Raw genomic sequence first — 22,148 nt, forward strand, 5'->3', positions numbered from 1 at the left:
CAGACACGACAGCCAGGGATCGCGTGATGAACGTGACATCCGCCGGCAGCGATACACAGCGACTGGTCAGCCTGGTGGACTGGGCCAAGACCCCGTTGGGCGCTGCCCGAAACTGGCCCCAGAGCTTGCACACCGCCGTGGACATCGTGCTCCATTCGCCCATGCCGATGGCCTTGCTGTGGGGACCGCAACTGTCCCATCTCTACAACGACGCCTTCGGCCGACTGGCCGGGGACAAGCACCCCCAGGCGTTCGGCCAGCCGACCCATGCAGCATGGCCCGAACTCAAAGAAACGAGCGAAGGGATTTACCACCGCGTGTTGCAAGGCCAGACGCACACCTGCCGCGATCAGCACTGGCGCGTGCCTTTCGCCGGTCGCCTCTGCGATGTCTGGCTGGACCTGACCTACAGCCCGGTGCGTGACGAAAGCGGCAGCGTCGCCGGCATCCTGGTCACCGCCATCGAGACCAGCGAACGACGCCGCCTGGCCATGGAGTTCGAACGGCGCTCCGAGGCCAGCCTCAAGGCCCAGCACGAAAGTGAAGAGCGCCTGCAACTGGCCTTGGCCGCCGCCGACGCGCTGGGTACCTGGGATTGGGACATCAGCGAAGACCGCTTCATTGCCGACGCGCATTTCGCTTTATTGCATGGCGTCGATCCGAACCTGTCGCGCCAGTTGCCCATCAGCGCCTACCTCGAAGGTGTGCATCCCGAGGATCGGGCGATGGTTGCCCGCAGCATCAAGCACTGCATCACCCACGGCACCGAATACGCCGAGGAGTACCGGCTGCTGCAACCCGACAATGAGTTGCGCTGGGTGTACGTGCGCGGCCGTTGCTACAAGGACCGCCACGGCCGGCCCAAGCGCTTTCTTGGCGCGGCCCTGGACCTGACCGAACGCAAGCGCACCGAGCAAGCCCTGCGCCAGAGCCAGACCGAGCTGCAGTTGATCATCAATGCCATGCCGATCCTCATCAGCTACGTGGACCGCGAAGAGCGTTTCCGGCTGAACAACAGCGCCTACCTGAACTGGTATGGCCTGACCCCGCAGGAGCTCTATGGCAAGACCGTCCGCGAAGTGCTCGGCGAAGAGGCCTATGCCGCCCGCGCCCAACAGATCGCCGACGCCCTGGCCGGCAAGCCGTGCAGCTTCACCGTGCAGATGGACCATCGCGACGGTCGCCCGCGCCATTCACTGATCAACTACCTGCCCCGCCACGGCGCGGACGGTGCGGTGAACGGTTTCTACATCTTCGTGATCGACGAGACCGAGAGCCGCAAAACCGAGGAAGCCCTGCGCAACCTCAACGAAACACTGGAGGAACGGGTCATCGCCCGGACCCAGCAATTGGCCGAAGCCAACCAGCGCCTGCAAAGCGAGATGTTCGAACGCGAGCGCGCCGAAGAGGCCCTGCGCCATGCGCAGAAAATGGAGGCCGTGGGCCAACTCACCGGCGGCATTGCCCATGACTTCAACAACATGCTCACCGGCATCCTCGGCAGCCTCGACCTGATGCAACGCTACATCGCCGCCGGGCGCACCGCCGAGATCGGTCGCTTCACCGAGGCGGCAGTGGCCTCGGCCAACCGCGCCGCGTCCCTGACCCATCGACTGCTGGCGTTTTCCCGCCGTCAGTCCCTGGACCGCAAGCCGCTGGACGCCAACGAGCTGGTGTGCTCGCTCGAAGACCTGCTGAGCCGGACCACCGGCGATCACATCGTGCTGCGCCTGCAACTGACCCACGAGCTGTGGCCAGTCAGCACCGATGCCAGCCAGTTGGAAAACGCCCTGCTCAACCTGGTGATCAACGCCCGGGATGCGATGCCCGACGGCGGCGAGTTGGTCGTCGAAACCGCCAACGTCTACCTAGACGGCACGGACATCAACACCCTGGAGCCGGTCAAGGCCGGCGACTACGTGATGATCGCCGTCAGCGACAACGGCAGCGGCATGACCCCCGCCGTGCTGGCCAAGGCCTTCGACCCGTTCTTCACCACCAAGCCCATCGGCCAGGGCACCGGTCTGGGGTTGTCGATGATCTACGGGTTTGCCCAACAGTCGGGTGGGCACCTCAACCTGGACAGCGTGCCGGGCCAGGGCACGCGGGTGCAGTTATACCTGCCGCGCCTGCACGTTTCGCCGGCTCAACAACCGGCCGCGCCGGAGACGCTCGACGTACCGCCGGCCATCGCCGGGGAAACCGTATTGCTGGTGGAAGATGAACCCGCCGTGCGCATGCTGGTGCTCGACCTGTTGAAGACCTTGGGCTACACCGCCCTTGAGGCCCAGGACGCCGTGACGGCCCTGCCCATGCTGGAATCGGACCAGCGCATCGACCTATTGGTGACCGACGTCGGGCTACCGGGCATGAATGGCCGGCAACTGGCGGAAATCGCCCGTCAGCACCGGCCGGGGCTGAAAGTGCTGTTCATGACCGGTTACGCGCAGAAAGCCGCCGAACGCCAGGGGTTCCTCGACCAGGGCATGGACATGGTCGCCAAACCCTTCACCCTTGATCTGCTGGCCAACAAGATTCGGACGATGATCAACCATGGCAGCTGACTTGAGGCATAATCGCCGCCCCGTCGCACCGTTCAGGTCATCGCTGCAATGAAAGCCCAAGCCCGCCATATCCTGGTGAAAACCGCCGAAGAAGCCGAACAGCTCAAGCAACGCATCGCCAAGGGCGAAGCCTTCGATGTGCTGGCCAAGAAATACTCCACCTGCCCCTCGGGCAAACGCGGCGGCGACCTGGGCGAAGTGCGGCCGGGGCAGATGGTCGGTGCGATCGACGCGGTGATCTTCAAGAAGCCCTTGCGGGTGGTGCATGGGCCGATCAAGAGCAAGTTCGGCTATCACCTGGTGCAGGTGTTCTACCGGGACTAACGATCGCCCAATCTCCCTGTGAATTCCTCTGTGGGAGCGAGCTTGCTCGCGATAGCGCCGGATCAGCCAGTATCCATGTCGACTGACCCACTGCTATCGCGAGCAAGCTCGCTCCCACAGGTTCTGTATCTCCTCTATCTAGGCATCAACGCCCCCGGCACCTGGATCACCCGGCTCGCCAATCGATGCCCCGCCTCGGCCGCCTCCACCGGGCCACCGCCCAGCAAGCGGCTCGCCAGGTAAGCGGCGCTGAAGGAATCTCCCGCCGCCGTGGTGTCGACAACACGCTCGACCCGCAGGGCAGGCACCTCATAGGACTTGCCGTCGCAACGAATCAGGCAGGCCTCGGCGCCGCGCTTGAGCACCACCTCGGGCGTGCCGAGTTGTGCATAGGCGGCGAACACCGCCTCGCTGTCGGCATGACCGAACAAGGCCTGCTCGTCCTCCACGGTCAACAGCGCCAGCTCCACGTAAGGCAGTACGCTGCGATACGCCGCCCGCGCCGCTTCGACCGAGGCCCAGAGCCTTGGCCGGTAGTTATTGTCGAACACCACCTGAGCCCCGCGCCGCCGCGCTTCGATCAGGGTTTCGATGAGTTTGCCACGCCCCTGCTCACCGAGCACCGCCAGGGTAACGCCGCTGAAATACAGCACATCGTAATCAGGCAATGCGGCTAGGATGGGCGCGGCGGCCGGGGTGGTAAAACAATCGCGCACCGCCGCCTCGTTGCGCCAGTAGAGGAATCGCCGCTCGCCCGCCGCATCGGTCTGGATGCAATACAGACCCGGCAGGCGTCCAGGCAAACGCTGGACCCGTTGCAGCCCGATGTTTTCTTCGGCCCAGCGCTCACACATGGCATCGCTGAAACTGTCGTCGCCCAGGGCGGTGACGTAATCCACCGCGCCGCTGTCGCCCAAGGCGCGGGACAGGTACACCGCGGTGTTCAGGGTGTCGCCGCCGAAGCTTTGCAGCAGGCTGCCGTCGGCGCGTTGTTGCAGTTCGATCATGCATTCGCCGATCAGGGCGATGCGGGGTTTGGGGTGGTTCATGGATGATCCTGGTGGTTCGATGGTGTCTGGCAGGCCGCCATCGCGAGCAAGCTCGCTCCCACATTTGGGCCGTTGTGAACACACAATCCGTGCCTGCCAAACATCCCTTGTGGGAGCGAGCTTGCTCGCGATAGCCGCAACTCGGTCTGAAGGCTAGAAACAAGTCTCCATGCTCTCCACCACCCGCAACTGCTCATCCACCAGACACCCCACCCGCCACTTGTCGAACGTCAGGCACGGATGAGAAGTCCCAAACGAAATAATGTCGCCCACACGCAGCTCAACCCCCGCTGCCACACTCATGAACGCATGCTGGTCCATCACCGCCGTCACCTTGCAACCGCTGACGTCGTCACCCGCCACCGCGTCCGACCCGGGCGTGTAGCGCTTGAGCGGCACCGGCAGTCCGGCGTCGTAGGCCACGTCACGCTTGCCCAGGGCGATCACCGCGAAGCCCGGCTCCGGCAGCGATTGCACGTGGGCCCAGACTTCCAGGGCCGGGCGCAGACCTTCGTGCAGGTCGCTGCGGCGTTCCAGTACGCAACACTGGGCCTCTTTGTAGATGCCATGGTCATGGGCCACGTAACTGCCGGGACGCAGCACGCTGAGGAAACGCCCGTGGGCATTCTGGGCTTCGAAGGATTCGGCGATCAGGTCGTACCAGGCCGACCCCGAGGCGGTGATGATCGGCTTGTCGATGGCAAAGGCACCGGTGTCCTGCAACTGCACCGCCAGCCGGACCAACGATGCCGCGAATGCGCGGATGCCGCTGACGGCATGGTCGCCGTGGATCACCCCTTCGTAGCCTTCGATACCGGTCAACGCCAGCGCCGGTTGACTGCGAATCGCCTCGGCCAGGGCCAACACCTCGGCCTCGGTCCGGCAGCCACACCGACCACCGACGACGCCGTACTCGATCATCACATTGAGCCGCACGCCGCGAGAAGCGAAGTAGGCACCCAGGTCGGCGACGTTGTCCGGATGATCGACCATGCAATGGAATTCGAACGTTGGGTCGGCCAGCAGATCGGCGATCAGCGCCATATTCGGCGTGCCCACCAATTGGTTGGCCATCAACACCCGGCGCACGCCATGGGCGTAGGCGGCACGGGTTTGCACGGCGGTGGCGAGGGTCAGGCCCCAGGCACCAGCCTCCAGCTGTCGGCGAAACAGCGCGGGGGTCATGCTGGTCTTGCCGTGGGGCGCCAGTTCGGCACCGCTGCGGGTGACGAAATCTTGCATCCAGCGGATGTTGTGCTCCAGGGCCGCGCGGTGCAGCACCAGCGCCGGCAGGCTGACGTCCCGTAGCAAGTGGGCGCCGACGGTGGCGGCGCCTTTTTCGACGCAGGCATTAAGGATGGCATATGACATGTTCGAACTCCTCGCGCACGGCCACTAGTGCCGCAGCTGTCTATTCATTGATACGACGAGCCAGGTTGTTGGCGCTTTCGATCAGCACCCGGCGGTAGTCGGCGTAATTGTTCTTGGCATCGGCCCGTGGGGCGACGATGCACAGGGTGGCGATGGCCACGCCGCCGGGGTCTTTGACCGGTGCGGCGAAGCAGTGGGTGAAGGTGTCGGCGACGCTGTCGAAAGAGAAAAAACCATCGATGCCGGCCTGGCGGATTTCCTTGAGAAATTGCTCCACGGGCAGGCGCTCGCCATCCGGCAAAATGAAGTCGTCGGGGTCGATCAGGTCGACAATCTGTTGGTCACTCAGATGTGCCAGCAGCAGGCGCCCGGACGCCGTCCACGGGATCGGCGCGTTTTCACCGATGTCCGATGAAATGCGGAAATGCCGCTCACCTTCCTTCATCAGCGCGACGGTGTATTTGCGCCCGTTGAGCAGGCACATCTGCGCCGTTTCCCGGGTCTGACTCACGATCTCCTGCAAGGCCTGGTCAGCCTCGCGGCTCAGGTCGAAATGCCGCAGGTGCGCCTGCCCGAGAAAATACAACTGGCGGCCCAGATAGACGTGACCGTCCTTGCCCACCGGCTCGAGGATGCGTCGTTCCAGCAGCGACGCCACCAATTCATAGACCGTGGACTTGGGGCTGCCGATACCGCTGGCAATATCGTTCGGGCGCAGCGGCTGGCCGATTTCCTTGAGGAAATCGAGGATATCGAACGCCCGATCCAATCCCCGGGCCCGGCGTTTGATGGTGTCTTCGGTCATGTTTTCGGTTCCCATTCAATTGGCCGGGAGTTTAACCAGACTGCTGCGCCGCCTGATAGATCGCTATCGCGGGCAAGCCATGCTCCCACAGCAGGATGCGTTCCCTTGTGGGAGCAAGGCTTGCCCGCGATGAGCCCCCCGTGGTTCAGGTCTTTTTCTTGTAGGCGATGCAATCGATCTCGACCTTGCAATCGACCATCATGCTGGCCTGCACGCAGGCCCTGGCCGGGGCATGTTCCGGGCTGAAGTATTCGCCGAACACCTTGTTGAAACTCCAGAAATCCCGTGGGTCTTCCAACCACACGCCGCAGCGCACCACATCTTCCAGGCCGTACCCGGCCTCTTCGAGAATGGCCACCAGGTTCTTCATGGTCTGGTGGGTCTGCTCGACGATTCCGCCGACAATGATCTCGCCGTTCACCGCCGGTACCTGGCCGGACACGTGCAGCCAGCCATCGGCCTCCACGGCGCGGGCAAATGGCCGTGGCTGGCCGCCGCCTGCGGTGCTGCCGGTGCCGTAGCGCGTAATGCTCATGGGTATCTCCTTGTTGAGTGAAGGTTAAAAACGGGTGTTCTTGAGAAATTCCGCCAGACGCGGTGATTGCGGCCGCTCGAACAGTTCTTTGGGTGGCCCTTGCTCTTCGATGCGGCCCTGGTTCATGAACACGATTTTGTCGGAGACCTCGAAGGCGAAGCGCATTTCGTGGGTCACCAGCAGCATGGTCATGCCGTCTTCGGCCAGGCCCTTGATCACGTTCAGCACCTCGCCGACCAATTCCGGGTCCAGGGCCGAGGTGACTTCGTCGAACAGCATCAGGCTGGGGTTCATGGCAATCGCCCGGGCAATCGCCACGCGCTGCTGCTGGCCGCCGGACAACTGGCCGGGAAAGTGATCGCGTCGCTCCAACAGGCCCACCCGCTCCAGCCATTTCTCGGCCAGGGCCACCGCCTCGTCCTTGGGCAGCTTTTTCACTTTGAGCAGGCCCAGGGTGACGTTCTGCAATGCGGTCAAATGCGGGAACAGGTTGAATTGCTGGAAGGCCATGCCGGTCATGGCCCGGTGCCGGGCGATGACCTTCTCGGGGTGGCGCACACGCTTGCCGTCGATGTCGTCGTAGCCGATGGACTCACCATCGAGGACGATCCGCCCACCCTGGAATTCTTCGAGCATGTTGACGCAACGCAGCAGCGTGGTCTTGCCCGAACCGCTGGAGCCAATCAGCGTGACCACGTTGCCGCGCTGCATGCTCAGGTCCACGCCCTTGAGCACTTCCAATGGGCCGTATTGTTTGCGCAGGCCGCGAATGTCCAGCAGCGGCTGGGTGTTGGAGAGTTCTGTGTTGGAGAGGTTCGTATTGGGGAGATTCGAAACGTCAGTCATGGCAACGCCACCCGCTTTTCAATGTGCCGCCCGAGCAACTCGATGGCGTAATTGATGATGAAAAAGAGAAAACCGGCGAACAGGTAAAACTCCAGGGTCATGAAGGTCCGCGCGATGATCTGCTGGGTGCTGAGCAGCAGTTCGGCGACGCCGATCACCGACAACAGGGTCGAGGCCTTGACGATCTCGGTGGAGGAATTGACCCAGGTCGGCAGGATCTGCCGCAACGCCTGGGGCAACAGCACATAGCCCAGCGACTGGTAGAACGTCAGGCCGATGGCCTGGCTCGCCTCCATCTGTCCACGGGGCAATGCCTGCAAGGCCCCGCGCACGATCTCGGCCACGTGGGAGCCGCAGAACAGCGTCAGGCCCAGCACGCCGGCCTGGAACGCACCGATCTGCCAGCCCAGGGCCGGGGCCATGTAGAAGCAGGCCAGCACCAGCACAAACACCGGCGTGCCGCGGATCAGGTCGACGTAGAAGCGAAACGGCGCGCGCATCCAGGTCCGACCATAGGTCAGCACCAGGCCGGCGACCAAGCCAATCAACGTGCCCAACACGATCGCCAACAACGAACACTGCACACTGGTCAGGAAGCCAGCCCACAGGGTATCCCGGGCGACCCATAACTCATGCAACCAACTGGGTGATTCGTACATGGCAGACTCCTAACGGCGGATCGCCAGGCGCTGCTCGAAATACCGCAGCACCATGGCAATGAGGTAACAGGCCGCGACATACAGGGCCGTGGTCACCAGCCAGGTTTCGATCACCCGGTAGCTCTCCACGTTGATCTTGCGGGCGTAATAGGTCAGCTCCGGCACGGCAATCGCCGCCGCCAGGGAAGTGTCCTTGAACAGTGAGATGAAGTTGTTCGACAAGGCCGGCAACACGTTGCGCAGCATCACCGGCACGGTGACGTAGGCCTTCACCTGCCACTCGCCCAGGCCGATGGCCAGCCCCGCTTCCCGCTGCCCCTTGTGAATGCTCAACAACCCACCGCGAAACACCTCGGTCAGGTAGGCCCCGGCATACAGCGAGAGGGTGATGACGAACGACGGCAACTTGTCCAGGCGGATGCCCAGGCCCGGCAAGGCGAAGTAGATCAACAGGATCAGCACCAGGATCGGCGTATTGCGGATCACCGTGACATACACCGACGCCAGTACCCGCAGGACCCGATGTTTGCTGAGCAGCGCGAACGCCATCGCCAGGCCGATCACGCAACCGATGGCGATCGACACCAGCGCCAGGGAAAGCCCCAGCCCCAGCCCCGCCAGCAGGGTGTCGAAATCGCGCCAGACGGCGGCAAAGTTCAACTGATAATTCATGGTCGGCAGTACCTTCGACGGAGCGCCCGCAAGAGGCGCCCCGGGCTCACAGGGTCATTTGAATTCAACGGGGAAACCGATCGCCGGCGACGGCAGCTCGACGCCGAACCACTGCTTGAAGGACGCCGCGTAGGTGGGGAATTCCACGCCGGTCATGGCTTCATGCAAGGTGGTGTTGACGAAGTTCAGCCAGTCCTGGTCGCCGCGCTTGACCGCACAGGCGTAGGTTTGCGGGCTCCACGCGTAGGCCGGGCTGCGGTAGCGCCCAGGGTTCTGCACCATCAGGTATTTGACCGAGGACTGGTCGGTGGCGGCGGCATCGGCGCGGCCGGAGTTCACCGCCTGGTACATCAGGTCGACGCTGTCGTACTGGTCGACCTTGGCCTTGGGCAGCGCCTGGTGCACCAATTCTTCGGCGTAGACGTTCTGCAGCACCGCCACGGTGACGTCATCGCCCGCCGCCTTGAGGTCTTCGATTTCCTTGTACTTGCTGTTGGCCGGCAGCAGCAGGCCCACGCCTTCGCGGTAGTACGGCAGGGTGAACGCCACTTGCTGGGCGCGACTGGCGGTGACGGTGATGAATTGGCAGCTCATGTCGACCTTGTCGGTCAACAGGTTGGGAATCCGTGCATCGGACGACTGCACCACGAACTCGACTTTCTCCGGGTCATTGAACAGGCCCTTGGCGACCATACGCGCGATATCGATATCGAAGCCCTGCAACTTGCCATCCGCTCCCTGGAAGTGCCACGGCGCATTGGTACTGCCCGTGCCCACAATCAATTTCCCCCGCTGCAGCACGCTGTCCAGCTTGCTGTCGGCCGCCTGAGCGACCCCCATGGCAGCCGTCGTGGCCGCAAAGAGAAAAACACACGCTTTGAACAAGGAAGGTCGGCGTTGCATGGCAAGCACTCCAGAGTGAGTTTATTCCGCTATACCGGAATATGGTATGTAACAACGGAATAGACAGCAGAAAGTGTGCCACAGGCTTGAGGGCCATGGGTGAGGAAAATGGAAAGTGAGGGAAATCAGGGGGATGGGGAAAACAGACCTGCGGACGGCGGCGTCCGTGTGCAAATGCTGTTGCTACCGTTGGCCACGACGCACGGGTAACAAGGCCCCAAACCGGAGCTGCACCGGGTGGCACTGCACCGAAACGAAACGGGCGTGCGCTAAACGCAGAAGTGGAATTGTGAATGAGTACCTGTGGGAGCGGGCTTGCTCGCGAAGGCGGCGTGTCAGTCAACCAAGAAGTTGAATGTGCCGCCCCCTTCGCGAGCAAGCCCGCTCCCACATTATGTTCGGTGGTGTTGCTGAAAGGTAGGCGGCCTACTTGCGCTTGTAGCTCTTGCTGCCGCCAGGCGTGAGGCAATAGACCCCCCCCCTGGGGCCGACGCAATAATTGCCACTGCCGCATTGGCAACCGTCGGCGGACTTGAGCAACGACTGCGGCCGGGCCTCGTTCCGAAGCCCCAGCACAGCGGAACAGGACTTTTTCGAAGCACTGATGGAGCCGTCATTGCACAGGAAGGTATCCCCGTCACACCCGGCAATCCCGCCCTTGCGCCCGGAACACGGTTGATTGGCGGCAAGGGCTGAAGTGCCCAGGGTCAACAACAGGATCGCGACACAGGCGCGAAGTAAGGTGGACGGTCCGTGACAGTGCTTCATGGCAGCTTCCAGGCTGATAGATGGCCCTATGCTAGCACCGCATCAGCCACCGCGCCTAACGCCCGCAAAACCTCACCCGGGACAACATCCGCAGATCTCCCTCGCGGTAATAGTCATCGCTCCAACTGTCATCCACCGCCAGCGGCTTGACCTGCTTGAGGGCGAGTTTTTTCGCGAAGTAGCGAAAGCGGTAATGCTCATAGAAACGCAGCAGTTCCAACCCGTAGCGGTCGGCCAGGTCGGTGTCGCCCTGGATGATCAGGTAGTTCTCGTCGTTGCCGCTGCTGGCCGCGGCGCTCAGGTTATGGCTGCCGCTGAGGATGGTCGGCGTGTCGCTGGTGAAGTCGGTGACGATGGCTTTGGTGTGCACCAGCAGGTTGCCCTTCTGGCCTTTCATGTTTTCCCGTAGCCAGCCTTCCAGGCCGGTGTTGAGCAATGCGGTGGCGGCGAATTCAGCGGTGCGGTCGGCGTGAAAGCCGGTGATGCGGCTCTTGGTGTTTTGCAGGCCGTAGCGCAACACGTCGTCATTGGGTGCGCCGAGCAAGGCGTCGAGAATGCGCTCGGGCAACACAAAAGCGGTGACGAACAACAGGTCCTTGCGCGCCCCCTTGATGATGTCGACGAAGCGGTCCAGGTCGCCCTCCCCGGTGCGCGGCGAGAATCCGGCGAATAACGCCTCTTGCGGCGCCATGGCATTGTTCAGCGTCAGCCACTGGCGAGTGGCATCGACGTCTCGGGGCGTTGCCCAGATTTGCTCGAATACCTGAAGATAGCAGTGGCTAACCCGAGGGTCGTCCAACACATGCACGACGTTGGCCTGGCGGTAGATACCGTTGGCGGTGAAGTTGGTGCTGCCGCACAGCACGGCTTCAGGTTGCAATGAGCCGCCGGCCTCCACCTTGCTCAGCACAATGAATTTGTTGTGGAAAATGTTGTGGGTGACCCGTCCACGTTTGTTGGCCGCCGGCATGTGCTCGAGACTGGCCTCGTTGCGCGCCGTGGTGTCGTCTCCCGGCTCGGCGTGATACAGCACCCGCACCTGGGCGCCACGAGCGTGAGCAGCAGTCACTGCGTCGACGATCACCGGCAGCTCGTATTCATAGATGGCGACGTCCAAGGCCCAGCTGGCATCCAGCGCCCGGTCGATGAAACCGGTCAAGCGACCCAGCAAGCCGTTTTCCAACCAGCGACGCGGTGCGTCGGGCCAGTCATCGATGGACAGGTGCTTGTTGGCATCGATCAGCGCGTCCACTTCGGGAAACTTGCGCTGGAACGCCTGGCTGGCGGCTACGGCACGGTTGAAGATAACGCCCTGGTTGGCCGGCTGGCCGTCGTCGCTGGTGACGGTGACGGCCAGTGACTCGCCCAACTGCGGTGCATCGGAGCTGCCATAGGCCAGGTGCACGCGGTAGTGGATCGTCACGCCGGGGTTGACGGCGTAGTCGGCCCAGCGAAATTTCTGCAAGGGCGCCTTGTCGCTGGGGGTGGCGTGGAACTGGGGAAAGGTGTGGGCCTTGTCGGGGAAGGTCAGGCTGTTGAACAAGAACAACCAGGGCTTGTCGCCCTGCTGCTTCTCGATGGCAAAGCCCAGCAAGCCCTTGCGCCGGGATTCAGCCAGGTCCATGGCGAGCAGCACGCCATTGGTGCCGGCATAGGCCTTGACCCGAAAATCGTCCTGGGCGTTGGTGACGAGTACGCGCATGGTTCACTCCTGTGAGGGGGCTGCCTGAGCATAGTGCAGTGATGCGGGTTGAGGGGGGCAGATCCGGGACCGAGGTGATGCCTTCGCGAGCAAGCCCGCTCCCACATTTGATCTCTGTGAACAGATGATGCGTGAACACCGCAGAACCAGTGTGGGAGCGGGCTTGCTCGCGAAGGCGTCCGACGAGACACCTCGCACTCAACCCCATCACACCTCATCGATATGCCGATACTCAGCCCCCAACCGCCCCGCCAACTGCCGGGCCCGGCCCAGGCGAATCGGGCCTCTTTCGATGTCGATCAACAGGCATGGGCAATCGAGAAGCGGCGGTGAAAGCCCCTGCTTGACGCGTCCGTCGGTCATCACCAAGACCCGTTGCTGCTCCGCCGGGTAGCGCTTGCGCCGCGCCACCAGCCAGCGCCCGGCCTCGTTCAGCGCCGCCAGCAACGGCGTTCCGCCACCGGCGCCCAAGCCATCAAGCCAGTCGCGCAGACCGGCCGAGGCCTTGAGCCCTTGTACCTGCCAGTTCGGCTGCATGCCGCTGGCCGTCAACAGCGCCAGGCGGGCGCGCTGTCGGTAGGCGTCGTCGAACAGTTGCGCCAACAGGCCTTTGCCGTCACTCAAGGCGCGATGACGACGGGTCGAGGCCGACGCATCGACGATGACCAGCCACAGCTCATGGGGCGAGCGATGGCGAGCGTGCCAGCGCACGTCTTCATGGCGGCGTGGCCGGCCATTGAGCAACGTCCCCGGCCAGTTCACCGCACCGCTGGCCGCCGCTTTGCTCCGGCCCTGGCGGCCCTGGTCGAGTCGCCCGGCACGGGGTCTGGCATTCGCCCCCGCTGGCGAGCGGGGGCGAATGCCTAGGGCTTTTTTGGCCAGCTCGGCACGTCACGCCGAGCCCCGGTTGGCAACGTCCGGGCCGGCAGGTCGCCCCACTGGCCCTGGCCTTCATTGGGTTCAGCGGTTTTTTCCGCCCCCGCTCCCGTCGGCGCCTGGGACGGTGCCGGTGCCGAATGCCCCCGCCGCCGGTGACGCAAGGCAAATTCGCCGACCGCCTCGATGTCTTCATCGGCAATCGCGTCGGCACCGCGCCAGGCCGCATGGGCCCGGGCCGCCCGCAGCCAGACCAGGTCGGCGCGCAAGCCATCGACCCCGGCGGCAAAACAACGCTCGGTAATCTGCGCCAATGCCCCGTCATCCAGGGCGATCCCGGCCAAGCGGTCGCGCGCCTGCTGGCAACGTTCGCGCAGCTGCTGTTGGGCCATCTCCCACTGCCCGCAGAACGCCAGCGGATCGCTGTCGAAATCCAACCGCCGCCGGATGATCTGGCCGCGTTCAGCCGGTGCGGTGTGACCGTCAAGGGCGACGTTCAGGCCAAAACGGTCGAGCAACTGCGGACGCAGCTCGCCCTCTTCCGGGTTCATGGTGCCGATCAGCACAAAGCGCGCCGGATGCCGATGGGAAATGCCGTCGCGCTCGATCAGGTTGGTACCACTGGCGGCCACATCGAGCAGCAGATCCACCAGGTGATCGGGTAGCAGGTTCACTTCATCGACGTAAAGTACGCCACCGTCGGCCTTGGCCAGCACGCCGGGAGAAAATTGCGCGCGCCCTTCCCCCAGCGCCGCGTCCAGGTCCAGGGTGCCCACCAGCCGCTCTTCGGTGGCACCGAGGGGCAAGGTGACGAACTGACCGCTGGCCAGCAGATCCGCCAAGCCCCGAGCCAACGTGGACTTGGCCATGCCCCGCGGGCCTTCGATCAGCACGCCGCCGATTTTCGGGTCGATCGCGGCCAGACACAGGGCCAGTTTCAGGTCATCGGCACCGACCACGGCGGAGAGCGGGAAATGGGGGGTGTGGGTCATATCTAATTCTCAAGAGTGGTCGGTAACGTCAATGCGAACAGAGTACTTGTGGGAGCAAGGCTTGCCCGCGATGAACGAAAACGCGGTTTAGCTGCTAAACCGCGGCGCGACCATCGCGGGCAAGCCTTGCTCCCACAGGGTGGAGATAAATCCCTTTGCCACAGGTCAACCCATCACAGGGGTTGTGTCTCGCCTGTTGAGTAGGCACGTCAGCCATCTTCTTCTATGTCCAACAACAAATTCTCCAACGCCTCGCGATACTCCCCCGGTGCCTGCCACATCCCCCGCTGCTGCGCTTCGAGCATGCGCTCGGTCATGTCTCGCAAGGCGTCGGGGTTGTGCTGGCGGACGAAGTCCCGGGTGTCTGGGTCGAGCAGGTAGGCATCGGCCAGCAACGCGTACTGGTGGTCGTCGATCAACCGGGTGGTGGCGTCGAAGGCAAACAGGTTGTCCACCGTCGCCGCCAGCTCGAACGCACCTTTATAGCCGTGCCGCTTCACGCCGTCGATCCACTTCGGATTCGCCGCGCGGGAGCGGATGACGCGGTTGAGCTCTTCCTTCAGGGTGCGGATCCTGGGCAAGTCCGGCTGGCTGTGATCGCCATGGTAACTGGCCGCCGCGGCGCCACCGAGGGTCTCGACCGCTGCCAGCATGCCGCCCTGGAACTGGTAGTAGTCGTTGGAATCGAGCAGGTCGTGCTCGCGGTTGTCCTGGTTCTGTAGCACCGCCTGCACCTGGCTCAAGCGCCGGGAGAACTGATCGCGGGCGGCGGTGCCTTCATCGCTGGCACCGTAGGCGTAGCCACCCCAGTTCAGGTACACCTCGGCCAGATCCTCGCGGCTCTGCCACAAGCGACCGTCGATCGCGCCCTGCACGCCCGCGCCATAGGCCCCGGGCTTGGCACCGAAAATCCGCCAGCCGGCCTGGCGTGCCGCGGCATCTGGCTCAAGACCCGAGACTAGCAAGGCTTCGCGCTCACTGCGCACCTTGGCTGCCAACGGATTCATATCGTCCGGTTCATCGAGGGCGGCGACGGCCTGCACGGCGGCATCGAACAAGCGGATCAGGTTGGCAAAGGCATCCCGGAAGAACCCGGACACGCGCAAGGTGACATCGACCCGAGGCCGGTCCAGCAGGCTCAGCGGCAGGATCTCAAAGTCATCGACCCGCTGGCTGCCGGTGGCCCACACCGGACGCACACCCATCAACGCCATGGCCTGGGCAATGTCGTCGCCACCGGTGCGCATGGTGGCGGTGCCCCACACCGACAGGCCAAGCTGGCGCAAGTGATCGCCGTGGTCCTGCAAGTGCCGCTCAAGGATCAAGTTGGCCGACTGGAAACCGATGCGCCACGCCGTGGTGGTGGGCAGGTTGCGTACGTCCACGGAAAAGAAATTGCGCCCGGTCGGCAATACGTCCAGGCGCCCACGGCTCGGCGCGCCGCTGGGGCCGGCCGGCACGAAGCGCCCGCTCAAGGCATCGAGCAGACCGCGCATTTCCGCCGGGCCGCAGGCGTCCAAGCGCGGAGCGACGACGGATCGCAGGTTTTCAATGATGCTGCCCACCCCTTCCCAGCCCGGCGCGTCGAGCTGCTCGACCGTGCCGTCCAACGCCTGCTCGATCAACTGGGCAGCGAACAGCTCCAAGCGCTCACGGGTATCGCCAGCGGTGCGCCAAGGCTCGGCGCTGACCCGGCGCAACGCTTCGGGACGATCGCCGGCCCAGGGCTCGGCCAAGGCACAATCCAGCGGATCGAAACCCAGCCCGAACGCCTTGGCCAGCGCCCGCAACAAGCTCGACTGCGCGCCTTTGCCGTCGCCCCTCGGAATGCGCAGCAACGCCAGCAAGGTGTCGATGCGCAGCCGCCCGCTAGGCGATTCACCAAAAATGTGCAGGCCGTCACGGATCTGCGACTCCTTCAGATCACACAAATATGTGTCCAGGCGCGGCAGCCAGATTGCTGCGTCAGCATCGCTGTCGAGGCCGGCATCCAGTTGCAACTCGCGGTCGATATGGGTCTCGCGCACCAGGTTGAGGATGTCCCGTTGCAGCTCCCGGGCGCGACGCGGATCGAGCAATTGCGCCTCGTAGTACTCGTCCGCCAACAGCTCGAGGTTGCGCAGCGGTCCATAGGTTTCGGCCCGGGTCAGCGGCGGCATCAAGTGGTCGATGATCACCGCCTGGGTGCGACGCTTGGCCTGGGCACCCTCGCCCGGGTCGTTGACGATGAACGGATAGATGTTCGGCAGTGGCCCCAGCAGCACGTCCGGCCAGCAGTTCTCCGAGAGCCCGACACCTTTGCCCGGCAGCCATTCGAGGTTGCCGTGCTTGCCGACGTGGATCACCCCGTGGACGCCGTAGGTGTGGCGCAACCAGAAATAAAACGCCAGGTAACCGTGGGGCGGCACCAGGTCCGGGTCGTGGTACACCGCACTCGGGTCGACCTGGTAACCCCGCGCCGGCTGGATGCCGACGAAGGTCAGGCCCAGGCGCAGGCCGGCGATCATCAGGCGGCCGTCGCGGTACATCGGGTCTTTGTCCGGCGCACCCCAGCGTTCCAGCACCGCTTGGCGATTGGCCTCGGGCAGCGCGTCGAACATGACCTGGTAGGCATCCAGGGGCAGGCTCTGGTGACACGGACGCGCGTCGAGGCTATCCAGGTCGTTGCTGACGCCACCGAGCAATTGCTGGATCAGCGCAGTGCCGCTCTCAGGCAATTCGGCCGGCAGCGGATAACCTTCGGTTTGCATGGCGCGCAGGATATTCAGCGCCGCCGCCGGGGTATCCAGGCCGACCCCGTTACCGATACGTCCATCCCGAGTCGGGTAGTTGGCGAGGATCAGCGCCACGCGCTTTTCTGCGTTGGGCAGGCGCGCCAGGGTGGTCCAGCGCTGAGCCAGTTCGGCGACAAAATCCATGCGTTCGGGCACAGCGCGGTAGCAGACCACGTCGCTCTGGCTGCGCTCGCTGCGCCAGGCCAGGTCCTTGAAGCTGATCGGGCGGCTGATGATCCGGCCATCCAGCTCCGGCAAGGCAATGTGCATCGCCAGGTCCCGTGGTCCCAAGCCCTGTTCGCTGGCACGCCAGCCGGGTTCGTTGTCCTGGGCGCAAATGGCCTGGATCACCGGGATGTTGCGGCGAAACGGCCGCAAGTGCGGGGCTTCGGGGCTGGATTGAGCGAAGCCGGTGGTGTTGAGGATCACCCCTGCTTCCACTTCGTCCAGCCAGTCCTCTACCAGCGCCAGGCAAGCCGGTTCCTTGAGGCTGGCCACGGCAATCGGCAGCGGATTGAGCCCCGCCGCTTGCAGGCGCTGGCAGAACACGTCGATGAACGCGGTGTTCGCCGCTTGCAGGTGGGAGCGATAGAACAGCACCACCGCCACCGGTTGATCGACCTGCCAGTCGGCCTGCCAATCGCCGAGGCTGGCGTTGGTGTTTGCGGGATGATAGATCGCCGTGCGCGGCAGGGCCTGCGGCTCGGCCCACGGGTAGTCGCGGCCGAACCATTGACTGCCGAGGTTGTGAAACAAGTCCAGGGCATTGCCCAGGCCGCCCTGGCGCAAGAACTGCCAGAGCCGGTCGCGGTCCTCAATGGGTACGTTGCTCAGGTCACTGAGTTCCGGGTCGGGACGATCATCCCCCGGCACCAGGATCAACTTCACCCCGCGCCCGGCCAATTCCATCAGACGCTCGATGCCGTAGCGCCAATAGCCGATGCCGCCGTGCAGCGACAGCAGGATGACCTTGGCATGACGTAGCACGTCCTCGAAGTACAGATCCACCGAGGCGTGGTTCTGCACCTGCATCGGGTTGGCGAGGCGAAACTGCGGGTAGTCGTCCGGCAACTGCCGCGCCGCTTCGGCCAACAGCGCCAGGCTGGAGTCGCCACTGCACAGGATCACCAGTTCGGCGGGGGTTTGCCCCAGGTCGGCAATGTTGTCGTCCGATACAAAACCGCCGGGCTGGGTCCTGAGCAGGTGCATGGCTTAGGCGCTGAGAGCGGCGCGCAACTGCGCTTCGAGCAATGCGGCATCCAGCGCCTGGCCGATCAGCACCAGACGGGTGACCCGCACTTCGTCGGCGCCCCACTGGCGGTCGAAATGTTTGTCGAAACGCGTGCCAACGCCTTGGATCAGCAGGCGCATCGGCTTGTTCGGAATTGCCGCGAAACCCTTGACCCGCAGCACGCCGTGCTGGACCACCAGTTGCGTCAGCGCGTCCAGCAACAGGCTTTCGTCGGCCTGGGGCAGTTCGATGGAAATGGAATCGAAGGCGTCATGATCGTGGTCGTCATCGTCACCATCGTGGTGATGGTCGTGATGACTGTGGCGGCCGTCGATGTGTTCTTCGGAACCGGCCCCCAGGCCGATCAACACGTCCAGCGGCAGGCGACCGCTGCTGGCTTCGATGACCTTGACCGCCGGTGGCAGTTCTTCGGCGACTTCCAGGCGCACCTTGGCCAGGTCTTCAGCGCTGATCAGATCGGCCTTGTTGAGGATCACCAGGTCGGCGCTTGCCAGTTGGTCGGCGAACAGTTCGTGCAGCGGCGATTCGTGATCCAGGTTCGGATCGAGTTTGCGCTGGGCATCGACCTGGTCGGGGAAGGCGGCGAAGGTACCGGCGGCCACGGCCGGGCTGTCGACCACGGTGATCACCGCATCGACGGTGCAGGCGCTGCGGATTTCCGGCCATTGGAAGGCCTGGACCAGCGGCTTGGGCAGGGCCAGGCCAGAAGTTTCGATGAGGATGTGGTCGAGGTCACCACGCCGGGCCACCAGCTCACGCATCACCGGGAAGAACTCTTCCTGCACCGTGCAGCACAGGCAACCGTTGGCCAGTTCGTAGACGCGGCCGTTGGCTTCTTCTTCGGTGCAGCCGATGGCGCACTGTTTGAGGATCTCGCCGTCGATGCCCAGCTCGCCGAACTCGTTGACGATCACGGCGATGCGCCGGCCCTGGGCGTTGTCGAGCATGTGCCGCAGCAAGGTGGTCTTACCCGAGCCGAGGAAGCCGGTGACGATGGTGACGGGGAGTTTGGCCAGTGTTTTCATCGGATGCCCTTTGGCAAGGTGGCGGGCAAACGGGACGACAACCGCTGGCACAAGCGCGAGCGGAAGATTTCGCCACCGGATCACCCCGCCCGGTTGTAGTGAGAATCTGTCTCGAGGCAGGTCTCCTGGCTGACGGCGGGCCAGTCTCTCGACTGGCAATTGCTGCGCCTTCCCGTGCGCCATTGGTAAAAGGGCATGCACAGTGGCCTTGCAGAAACCTCACCGTTCACAGTTGCGGGGGCAGCCGCGGCTTGGACCGCGTTCCCTTCTTAGCTTCGGCGCATGCCGAAGAACCTCGAAGGCGCAAGGCTACGCAGGGTGTGGGGGCGGGTCAATCTCCGGAGCGTTTTGCGGTGCATGGGCTGCCGTCATCGCGAGCAAGATCGCCCCCACAGTGGATCTGCATTGGCATTGAATTTTGGGCCCGAGAAAATCCCTGTGGGAGCGAGCTTGCTCGCGATTGGGCGCAACTCGGTGCGAGATTGACGCCCTACCCCCGCCCATGCTCTCCTGTGTGCCTAGTTACGGGTGCCCTTCACAGGGTGAAACGGGAAACCGGTGAATCGTGTGCTTTACTTCAAAGCCACGTCAGTCCGGTGCTGCCCCCGCAACGGTAAGCGAGCGAAGCGTCTGAACCACTGTGTCCAAGGACATGGGAAGGTGACGCTTGCAGGCCAGGCACAAGCCCGGCCCCTCGCGAGCCCGGAGACCGGCCCATGACTCAAGCATCAACAAACCCGCGGTGGGCGGGCGCTGTTCGAACCTTGGCGGGCTTTCGCCCGGGGTCTCATTGCGCTCGCATCCCCCACGGAACAAAAACAGAGGGAAGCGCCATGTCGACCATCAGCAGCACCGCCCGCACCGCCAGCAGCACCACCACCCTGAGCCAACGCCTGAGCGCCGCGATCCTGGCTTCGATCCTGGGCGCGGGACTGGTCTATTTCGCCGGTTTCTCCCACATCGAAGCGGTGCACAACGCCGCCCACGATACCCGCCACAGCGCCGCCTTCCCGTGCCACTGAGAACTGACGACATGATCAAGCGTATCGCGCAGACCGCCGGTTTCAGTGGCTTGCTGGCGGCCCTGCTGCTGACCCTGCTGCAAAGTCTCTGGGTATCGCCGCTGATTCTCCAGGCGGAAACCTTCGAGAAAGCCCCGGCGACCGAGGTCCATGAACACGCCGATGGGGCCGCCCACAGCCATGACGCCGAAGCCTGGGAGCCGGAAGACGGCTGGCAACGCGTGCTGTCCACCACTGGCGGCAACCTGGTAGTCGCGGTGGGTTTCGCCCTGATGCTGGCGGGCCTGTACACCTTGCGCGCACCGACTCGCACCGCCCAGGGCCTGCTTTGGGGCCTGGCCGGTTACGCCACGTTCGTTCTGGCGCCGACGCTTGGTCTGCCGCCGGAACTGCCTGGCACAGCGGCGGCCGACCTGGCCCAGCGGCAGATGTGGTGGATCGGCACCGCGGCGTCCACGGCGGTGGGCATTGCCTTGATCGCCTTCGGCCGGCATTGGCTGCTCAAGGTGCTGGGTGTGGCGACGTTGCTGGTGCCCCACGTCATCGGCGCACCGCAGCCTGAAGTCCACTCGATGCTGGCGCCCGAGGCGCTGGAAAGCCAGTTCAAGATCGCCTCGCAGGTGACCAACGTCGCCTTCTGGCTGGCTCTGGGCCTGATCAGCGCCTGGCTGTTTCGCCGTGACGGCCAGGCCCGCCACGACGCATGAGCACCGAGCCGATCCTGGTGATCGGCCTGGGTTGCCAGCGCGGTTGCCCGGCCAGCACGCTGCGAGCGCTGCTCGAACAGACGCTGCTGGCCCACGGCATCGGGCTTCACCAGGTGCGGGCTTTGGCCAGTATCGACCTCAAACGTGACGAGCCCGGACTGCTGGAACTGGCCGGGCAACTAGCCCTGCCGCTGACCTGCTTCAGTGCCGAACAGTTGTCGGGCTACGAGCAACGGCTCAGTCACCGCTCCGAGATCGCCTTCGAGCGAACCGGTTGCTACGGCATCGCCGAAAGCGCTGCCCTGGCCTTGGCCGACCAGTTGGGTACGCCGCCAGCAACGCTGCTGGTTCCTCGTCAGAGAGGCCCCATGAGCACGTTGGCATTGGCGGTCGTGGCGTAAATCCCGATAATCGGCGTCCAGGATCATGAGCGTTCTTCATCTGGGCGCCACTCACCCACCTTCCACAGGAGCCGGTCATGACCGTGTACTTCATCGGCGCCGGCCCCGGCGACCCGGACCTCATCACGGTCAAAGGCCAGCGACTGATCCGCCAGTGCGCGGTGATCATCTACGCCGGCTCGCTGGTGCCGACCGCCGTTCTCGAAGGGCACTGTGCCGAACAGGTGATCAACAGCGCCGAGCTGCATCTGGAACAGATCATCGAATTGATCAGGAGCGCCCACCTCAAGGGCCAGGACGTGGCCCGGGTGCACTCCGGCGACCCGAGCCTGTACGGCGCCATCGGCGAGCAGATTCGTTGTCTGCGGGAGCTGGGCATCCCTTTCGAAATCATCCCGGGCGTGACTGCGACCTCAGCCTGCGCCGCCCTGCTGGGCGCCGAACTGACCTTGCCGGACATCTCCCAGAGCCTGATCCTCACCCGTTACGCCGACAAATCCCCGATGCCTGCTGGGGAAGAACTGGGCAGTTTGGCGCAGCACGGGGCGACCATGGCGATTCACCTGGGGGTCAATCACCTGGAAAAAATCGTCGATGAACTGCTCCCCCACTACGGCGCCGACTGCCCGATTGCGGTGATTCACCGGGCGAGCTGGCCGGATCAGGATTGGGTGGTGGGGACGCTGGCTGATATCGCCGAGAAGGTGCAGGCCAAGGGTTTTCGCCGTACGGCGCTGATTCTGGTGGGGCGTGTGCTGGGTAATGAGGTGTTCAGCGAATCGTCGCTGTACCGCGCCGGGCATGCGCATCTCTACCGGCCTTGACCCGCTAGAGAATCCACCTGCCCCCCCCTGTGGGAGCGAACCCGTGGGAGCAAGGCTTGCCCGCGAAGGCGTCGCCT

20 protein-coding genes and 2 riboswitches are annotated in these 22,148 nt (G+C 64.0%); of the genes, 6 read left to right on the top strand and 14 right to left on the bottom strand.

Translation table 11 applies throughout. From position 1 onward, the window contains the following. The first annotated feature begins 26 nt into the window (after positions 1-26). Positions 27-2,564 (top strand): hybrid sensor histidine kinase/response regulator, encoded by a 2,538-nt coding sequence (locus tag AB4N80_RS23420; RefSeq protein WP_460079057.1) that lies wholly within the window; start codon positions 27-29, stop codon positions 2,562-2,564. Between the two features lie 48 nt (positions 2,565-2,612). After that, the gene (locus AB4N80_RS23425; RefSeq protein WP_019690952.1) at positions 2,613-2,888 is read left to right on the top strand and encodes a peptidylprolyl isomerase; all 276 of its coding nucleotides are present in this window, start codon (positions 2,613-2,615) and stop codon (positions 2,886-2,888) included. Between the two features lie 134 nt (positions 2,889-3,022). On the opposite strand, the gene AB4N80_RS23430 is transcribed toward AB4N80_RS23425, so the two are convergent. From AB4N80_RS23430 to cobW, 14 genes are all read right to left on the bottom strand, one after another. Beyond that, complete coding sequence (locus tag AB4N80_RS23430) at positions 3,023-3,937, bottom strand: sugar kinase (protein ID WP_305492089.1); 915 nt, start codon at positions 3,935-3,937, stop codon at positions 3,023-3,025. 153 nt (positions 3,938-4,090) lie between these two features. Then, entirely contained in the window at positions 4,091-5,308 is a 1,218-nt protein-coding gene (locus AB4N80_RS23435) for an amino acid deaminase (RefSeq protein ID WP_460079061.1), read from the bottom strand. Positions 5,309-5,348: 40 nt separating this feature from the next. Then, the gene (locus AB4N80_RS23440) at positions 5,349-6,113 is read right to left on the bottom strand and encodes an IclR family transcriptional regulator (protein WP_122568413.1); all 765 of its coding nucleotides are present in this window, start codon (positions 6,111-6,113) and stop codon (positions 5,349-5,351) included. 145 nt (positions 6,114-6,258) lie between these two features. Beyond that, positions 6,259-6,648 (bottom strand): RidA family protein, encoded by a 390-nt coding sequence (locus AB4N80_RS23445; protein ID WP_122568209.1) that lies wholly within the window; start codon positions 6,646-6,648, stop codon positions 6,259-6,261. A 24-nt stretch (positions 6,649-6,672) separates the two neighbouring features. Next, on the bottom strand, positions 6,673-7,494 hold the full coding sequence (locus AB4N80_RS23450; protein WP_122568208.1) for an amino acid ABC transporter ATP-binding protein: 822 nt from the start codon (positions 7,492-7,494) through the stop codon (positions 6,673-6,675). Then, positions 7,491-8,153 (bottom strand): amino acid ABC transporter permease, encoded by a 663-nt coding sequence (locus AB4N80_RS23455; protein WP_028236639.1) that lies wholly within the window; start codon positions 8,151-8,153, stop codon positions 7,491-7,493. The genes AB4N80_RS23450 and AB4N80_RS23455 overlap by 4 nt, the downstream gene beginning before the upstream one ends. 9 nt (positions 8,154-8,162) lie before the next feature. Beyond that, positions 8,163-8,825 carry an amino acid ABC transporter permease gene (locus tag AB4N80_RS23460; RefSeq protein ID WP_122568207.1) on the bottom strand — a complete coding sequence of 221 codons (663 nt, stop codon included), beginning with the start codon at positions 8,823-8,825 and terminating at the stop codon, positions 8,163-8,165. A 54-nt stretch (positions 8,826-8,879) separates the two neighbouring features. After that, positions 8,880-9,728 carry a transporter substrate-binding domain-containing protein gene (locus AB4N80_RS23465; protein WP_060738109.1) on the bottom strand — a complete coding sequence of 283 codons (849 nt, stop codon included), beginning with the start codon at positions 9,726-9,728 and terminating at the stop codon, positions 8,880-8,882. A 426-nt stretch (positions 9,729-10,154) separates the two neighbouring features. Further along, positions 10,155-10,496 carry a YdcA family protein gene (locus AB4N80_RS23470; RefSeq protein ID WP_305470504.1) on the bottom strand — a complete coding sequence of 114 codons (342 nt, stop codon included), beginning with the start codon at positions 10,494-10,496 and terminating at the stop codon, positions 10,155-10,157. A gap of 55 nt (positions 10,497-10,551) precedes the next feature. Then, positions 10,552-12,198 (bottom strand): phospholipase D-like domain-containing protein, encoded by a 1,647-nt coding sequence (locus tag AB4N80_RS23475; protein ID WP_305470503.1) that lies wholly within the window; start codon positions 12,196-12,198, stop codon positions 10,552-10,554. Positions 12,199-12,405: 207 nt separating this feature from the next. Next, on the bottom strand, positions 12,406-12,960 hold the full coding sequence (locus AB4N80_RS23480) for a vWA domain-containing protein (RefSeq protein WP_460079067.1): 555 nt from the start codon (positions 12,958-12,960) through the stop codon (positions 12,406-12,408). Between the two features lie 101 nt (positions 12,961-13,061). After that, positions 13,062-14,066: an ATP-binding protein gene (locus AB4N80_RS23485; RefSeq protein WP_305492082.1), complete on the bottom strand. Its 1,005-nt coding sequence runs from the start codon at positions 14,064-14,066 to the stop codon at positions 13,062-13,064. A gap of 209 nt (positions 14,067-14,275) precedes the next feature. Then, positions 14,276-18,049: a cobaltochelatase subunit CobN gene (gene cobN, locus AB4N80_RS23490; RefSeq protein WP_460090379.1), complete on the bottom strand. Its 3,774-nt coding sequence runs from the start codon at positions 18,047-18,049 to the stop codon at positions 14,276-14,278. Positions 18,050-18,052: 3 nt separating this feature from the next. Then, a complete protein-coding gene (gene cobW / locus AB4N80_RS23495) occupies positions 18,053-19,117 on the bottom strand; it encodes a cobalamin biosynthesis protein CobW (protein ID WP_122568199.1) in 1,065 nt (354 codons plus the stop codon). Positions 19,118-19,215: 98 nt separating this feature from the next. Then, a riboswitch (cobalamin riboswitch) is annotated at positions 19,216-19,430 on the bottom strand. Positions 19,431-19,626: 196 nt separating this feature from the next. Beyond that, positions 19,627-19,849, top strand: a riboswitch (cobalamin riboswitch). Between the two features lie 101 nt (positions 19,850-19,950). On the opposite strand from cobW, the gene AB4N80_RS23500 reads away from it, so the two are divergent. The 4 genes from AB4N80_RS23500 (at position 19,951) to cobM (ending at position 22,071) form a co-directional block, all read left to right on the top strand. Further along, the gene (locus AB4N80_RS23500) at positions 19,951-20,139 is read left to right on the top strand and encodes a CbtB domain-containing protein (RefSeq protein ID WP_014338677.1); all 189 of its coding nucleotides are present in this window, start codon (positions 19,951-19,953) and stop codon (positions 20,137-20,139) included. Positions 20,140-20,150: 11 nt separating this feature from the next. Next, positions 20,151-20,846, top strand: a complete 696-nt coding sequence (locus AB4N80_RS23505; protein WP_122568198.1) for a CbtA family protein — start codon at positions 20,151-20,153, stop codon at positions 20,844-20,846. After that, complete coding sequence (locus AB4N80_RS23510; RefSeq protein WP_122568197.1) at positions 20,843-21,247, top strand: cobalamin biosynthesis protein; 405 nt, start codon at positions 20,843-20,845, stop codon at positions 21,245-21,247. Before AB4N80_RS23505 ends, AB4N80_RS23510 begins: the two co-directional genes overlap by 4 nt. Positions 21,248-21,324: 77 nt before the next feature. Further along, a complete protein-coding gene (gene cobM, locus AB4N80_RS23515) occupies positions 21,325-22,071 on the top strand; it encodes a precorrin-4 C(11)-methyltransferase (protein ID WP_122568196.1) in 747 nt (248 codons plus the stop codon). Positions 22,072-22,148 lie beyond the last annotated feature (77 nt).

This window comes from Pseudomonas sp. H3_A02 (assembly GCF_054671965.1).

What these genes read in the sequence shown, in the direction of transcription:
- AB4N80_RS23420 (WP_460079057.1), top strand. Translation starts at nt 27, where the DNA reads ATGAACGTGACATCCGCCGGCAGCGATACACAGCGACTGGTCAGCCTG.
- AB4N80_RS23425 (WP_019690952.1), top strand. Translation starts at nt 2,613, where the DNA reads ATGAAAGCCCAAGCCCGCCATATCCTGGTGAAAACCGCCGAAGAAGCC.
- AB4N80_RS23430 (WP_305492089.1), bottom strand. Translation starts at nt 3,937, where the DNA reads ATGAACCACCCCAAACCCCGCATCGCCCTGATCGGCGAATGCATGATC.
- AB4N80_RS23435 (WP_460079061.1), bottom strand. Translation starts at nt 5,308, where the DNA reads ATGTCATATGCCATCCTTAATGCCTGCGTCGAAAAAGGCGCCGCCACC.
- AB4N80_RS23440 (WP_122568413.1), bottom strand. Translation starts at nt 6,113, where the DNA reads ATGACCGAAGACACCATCAAACGCCGGGCCCGGGGATTGGATCGGGCG.
- AB4N80_RS23445 (WP_122568209.1), bottom strand. Translation starts at nt 6,648, where the DNA reads ATGAGCATTACGCGCTACGGCACCGGCAGCACCGCAGGCGGCGGCCAG.
- AB4N80_RS23450 (WP_122568208.1), bottom strand. Translation starts at nt 7,494, where the DNA reads ATGACTGACGTTTCGAATCTCCCCAATACGAACCTCTCCAACACAGAA.
- AB4N80_RS23455 (WP_028236639.1), bottom strand. Translation starts at nt 8,153, where the DNA reads ATGTACGAATCACCCAGTTGGTTGCATGAGTTATGGGTCGCCCGGGAT.
- AB4N80_RS23460 (WP_122568207.1), bottom strand. Translation starts at nt 8,825, where the DNA reads ATGAATTATCAGTTGAACTTTGCCGCCGTCTGGCGCGATTTCGACACC.
- AB4N80_RS23465 (WP_060738109.1), bottom strand. Translation starts at nt 9,728, where the DNA reads ATGCAACGCCGACCTTCCTTGTTCAAAGCGTGTGTTTTTCTCTTTGCG.
- AB4N80_RS23470 (WP_305470504.1), bottom strand. Translation starts at nt 10,496, where the DNA reads ATGAAGCACTGTCACGGACCGTCCACCTTACTTCGCGCCTGTGTCGCG.
- AB4N80_RS23475 (WP_305470503.1), bottom strand. Translation starts at nt 12,198, where the DNA reads ATGCGCGTACTCGTCACCAACGCCCAGGACGATTTTCGGGTCAAGGCC.
- AB4N80_RS23485 (WP_305492082.1), bottom strand. Translation starts at nt 14,066, where the DNA reads ATGACCCACACCCCCCATTTCCCGCTCTCCGCCGTGGTCGGTGCCGAT.
- cobN (WP_460090379.1), bottom strand. Translation starts at nt 18,049, where the DNA reads ATGCACCTGCTCAGGACCCAGCCCGGCGGTTTTGTATCGGACGACAAC.
- cobW (WP_122568199.1), bottom strand. Translation starts at nt 19,117, where the DNA reads ATGAAAACACTGGCCAAACTCCCCGTCACCATCGTCACCGGCTTCCTC.
- AB4N80_RS23500 (WP_014338677.1), top strand. Translation starts at nt 19,951, where the DNA reads ATGTCGACCATCAGCAGCACCGCCCGCACCGCCAGCAGCACCACCACC.
- AB4N80_RS23505 (WP_122568198.1), top strand. Translation starts at nt 20,151, where the DNA reads ATGATCAAGCGTATCGCGCAGACCGCCGGTTTCAGTGGCTTGCTGGCG.
- AB4N80_RS23510 (WP_122568197.1), top strand. Translation starts at nt 20,843, where the DNA reads ATGAGCACCGAGCCGATCCTGGTGATCGGCCTGGGTTGCCAGCGCGGT.
- cobM (WP_122568196.1), top strand. Translation starts at nt 21,325, where the DNA reads ATGACCGTGTACTTCATCGGCGCCGGCCCCGGCGACCCGGACCTCATC.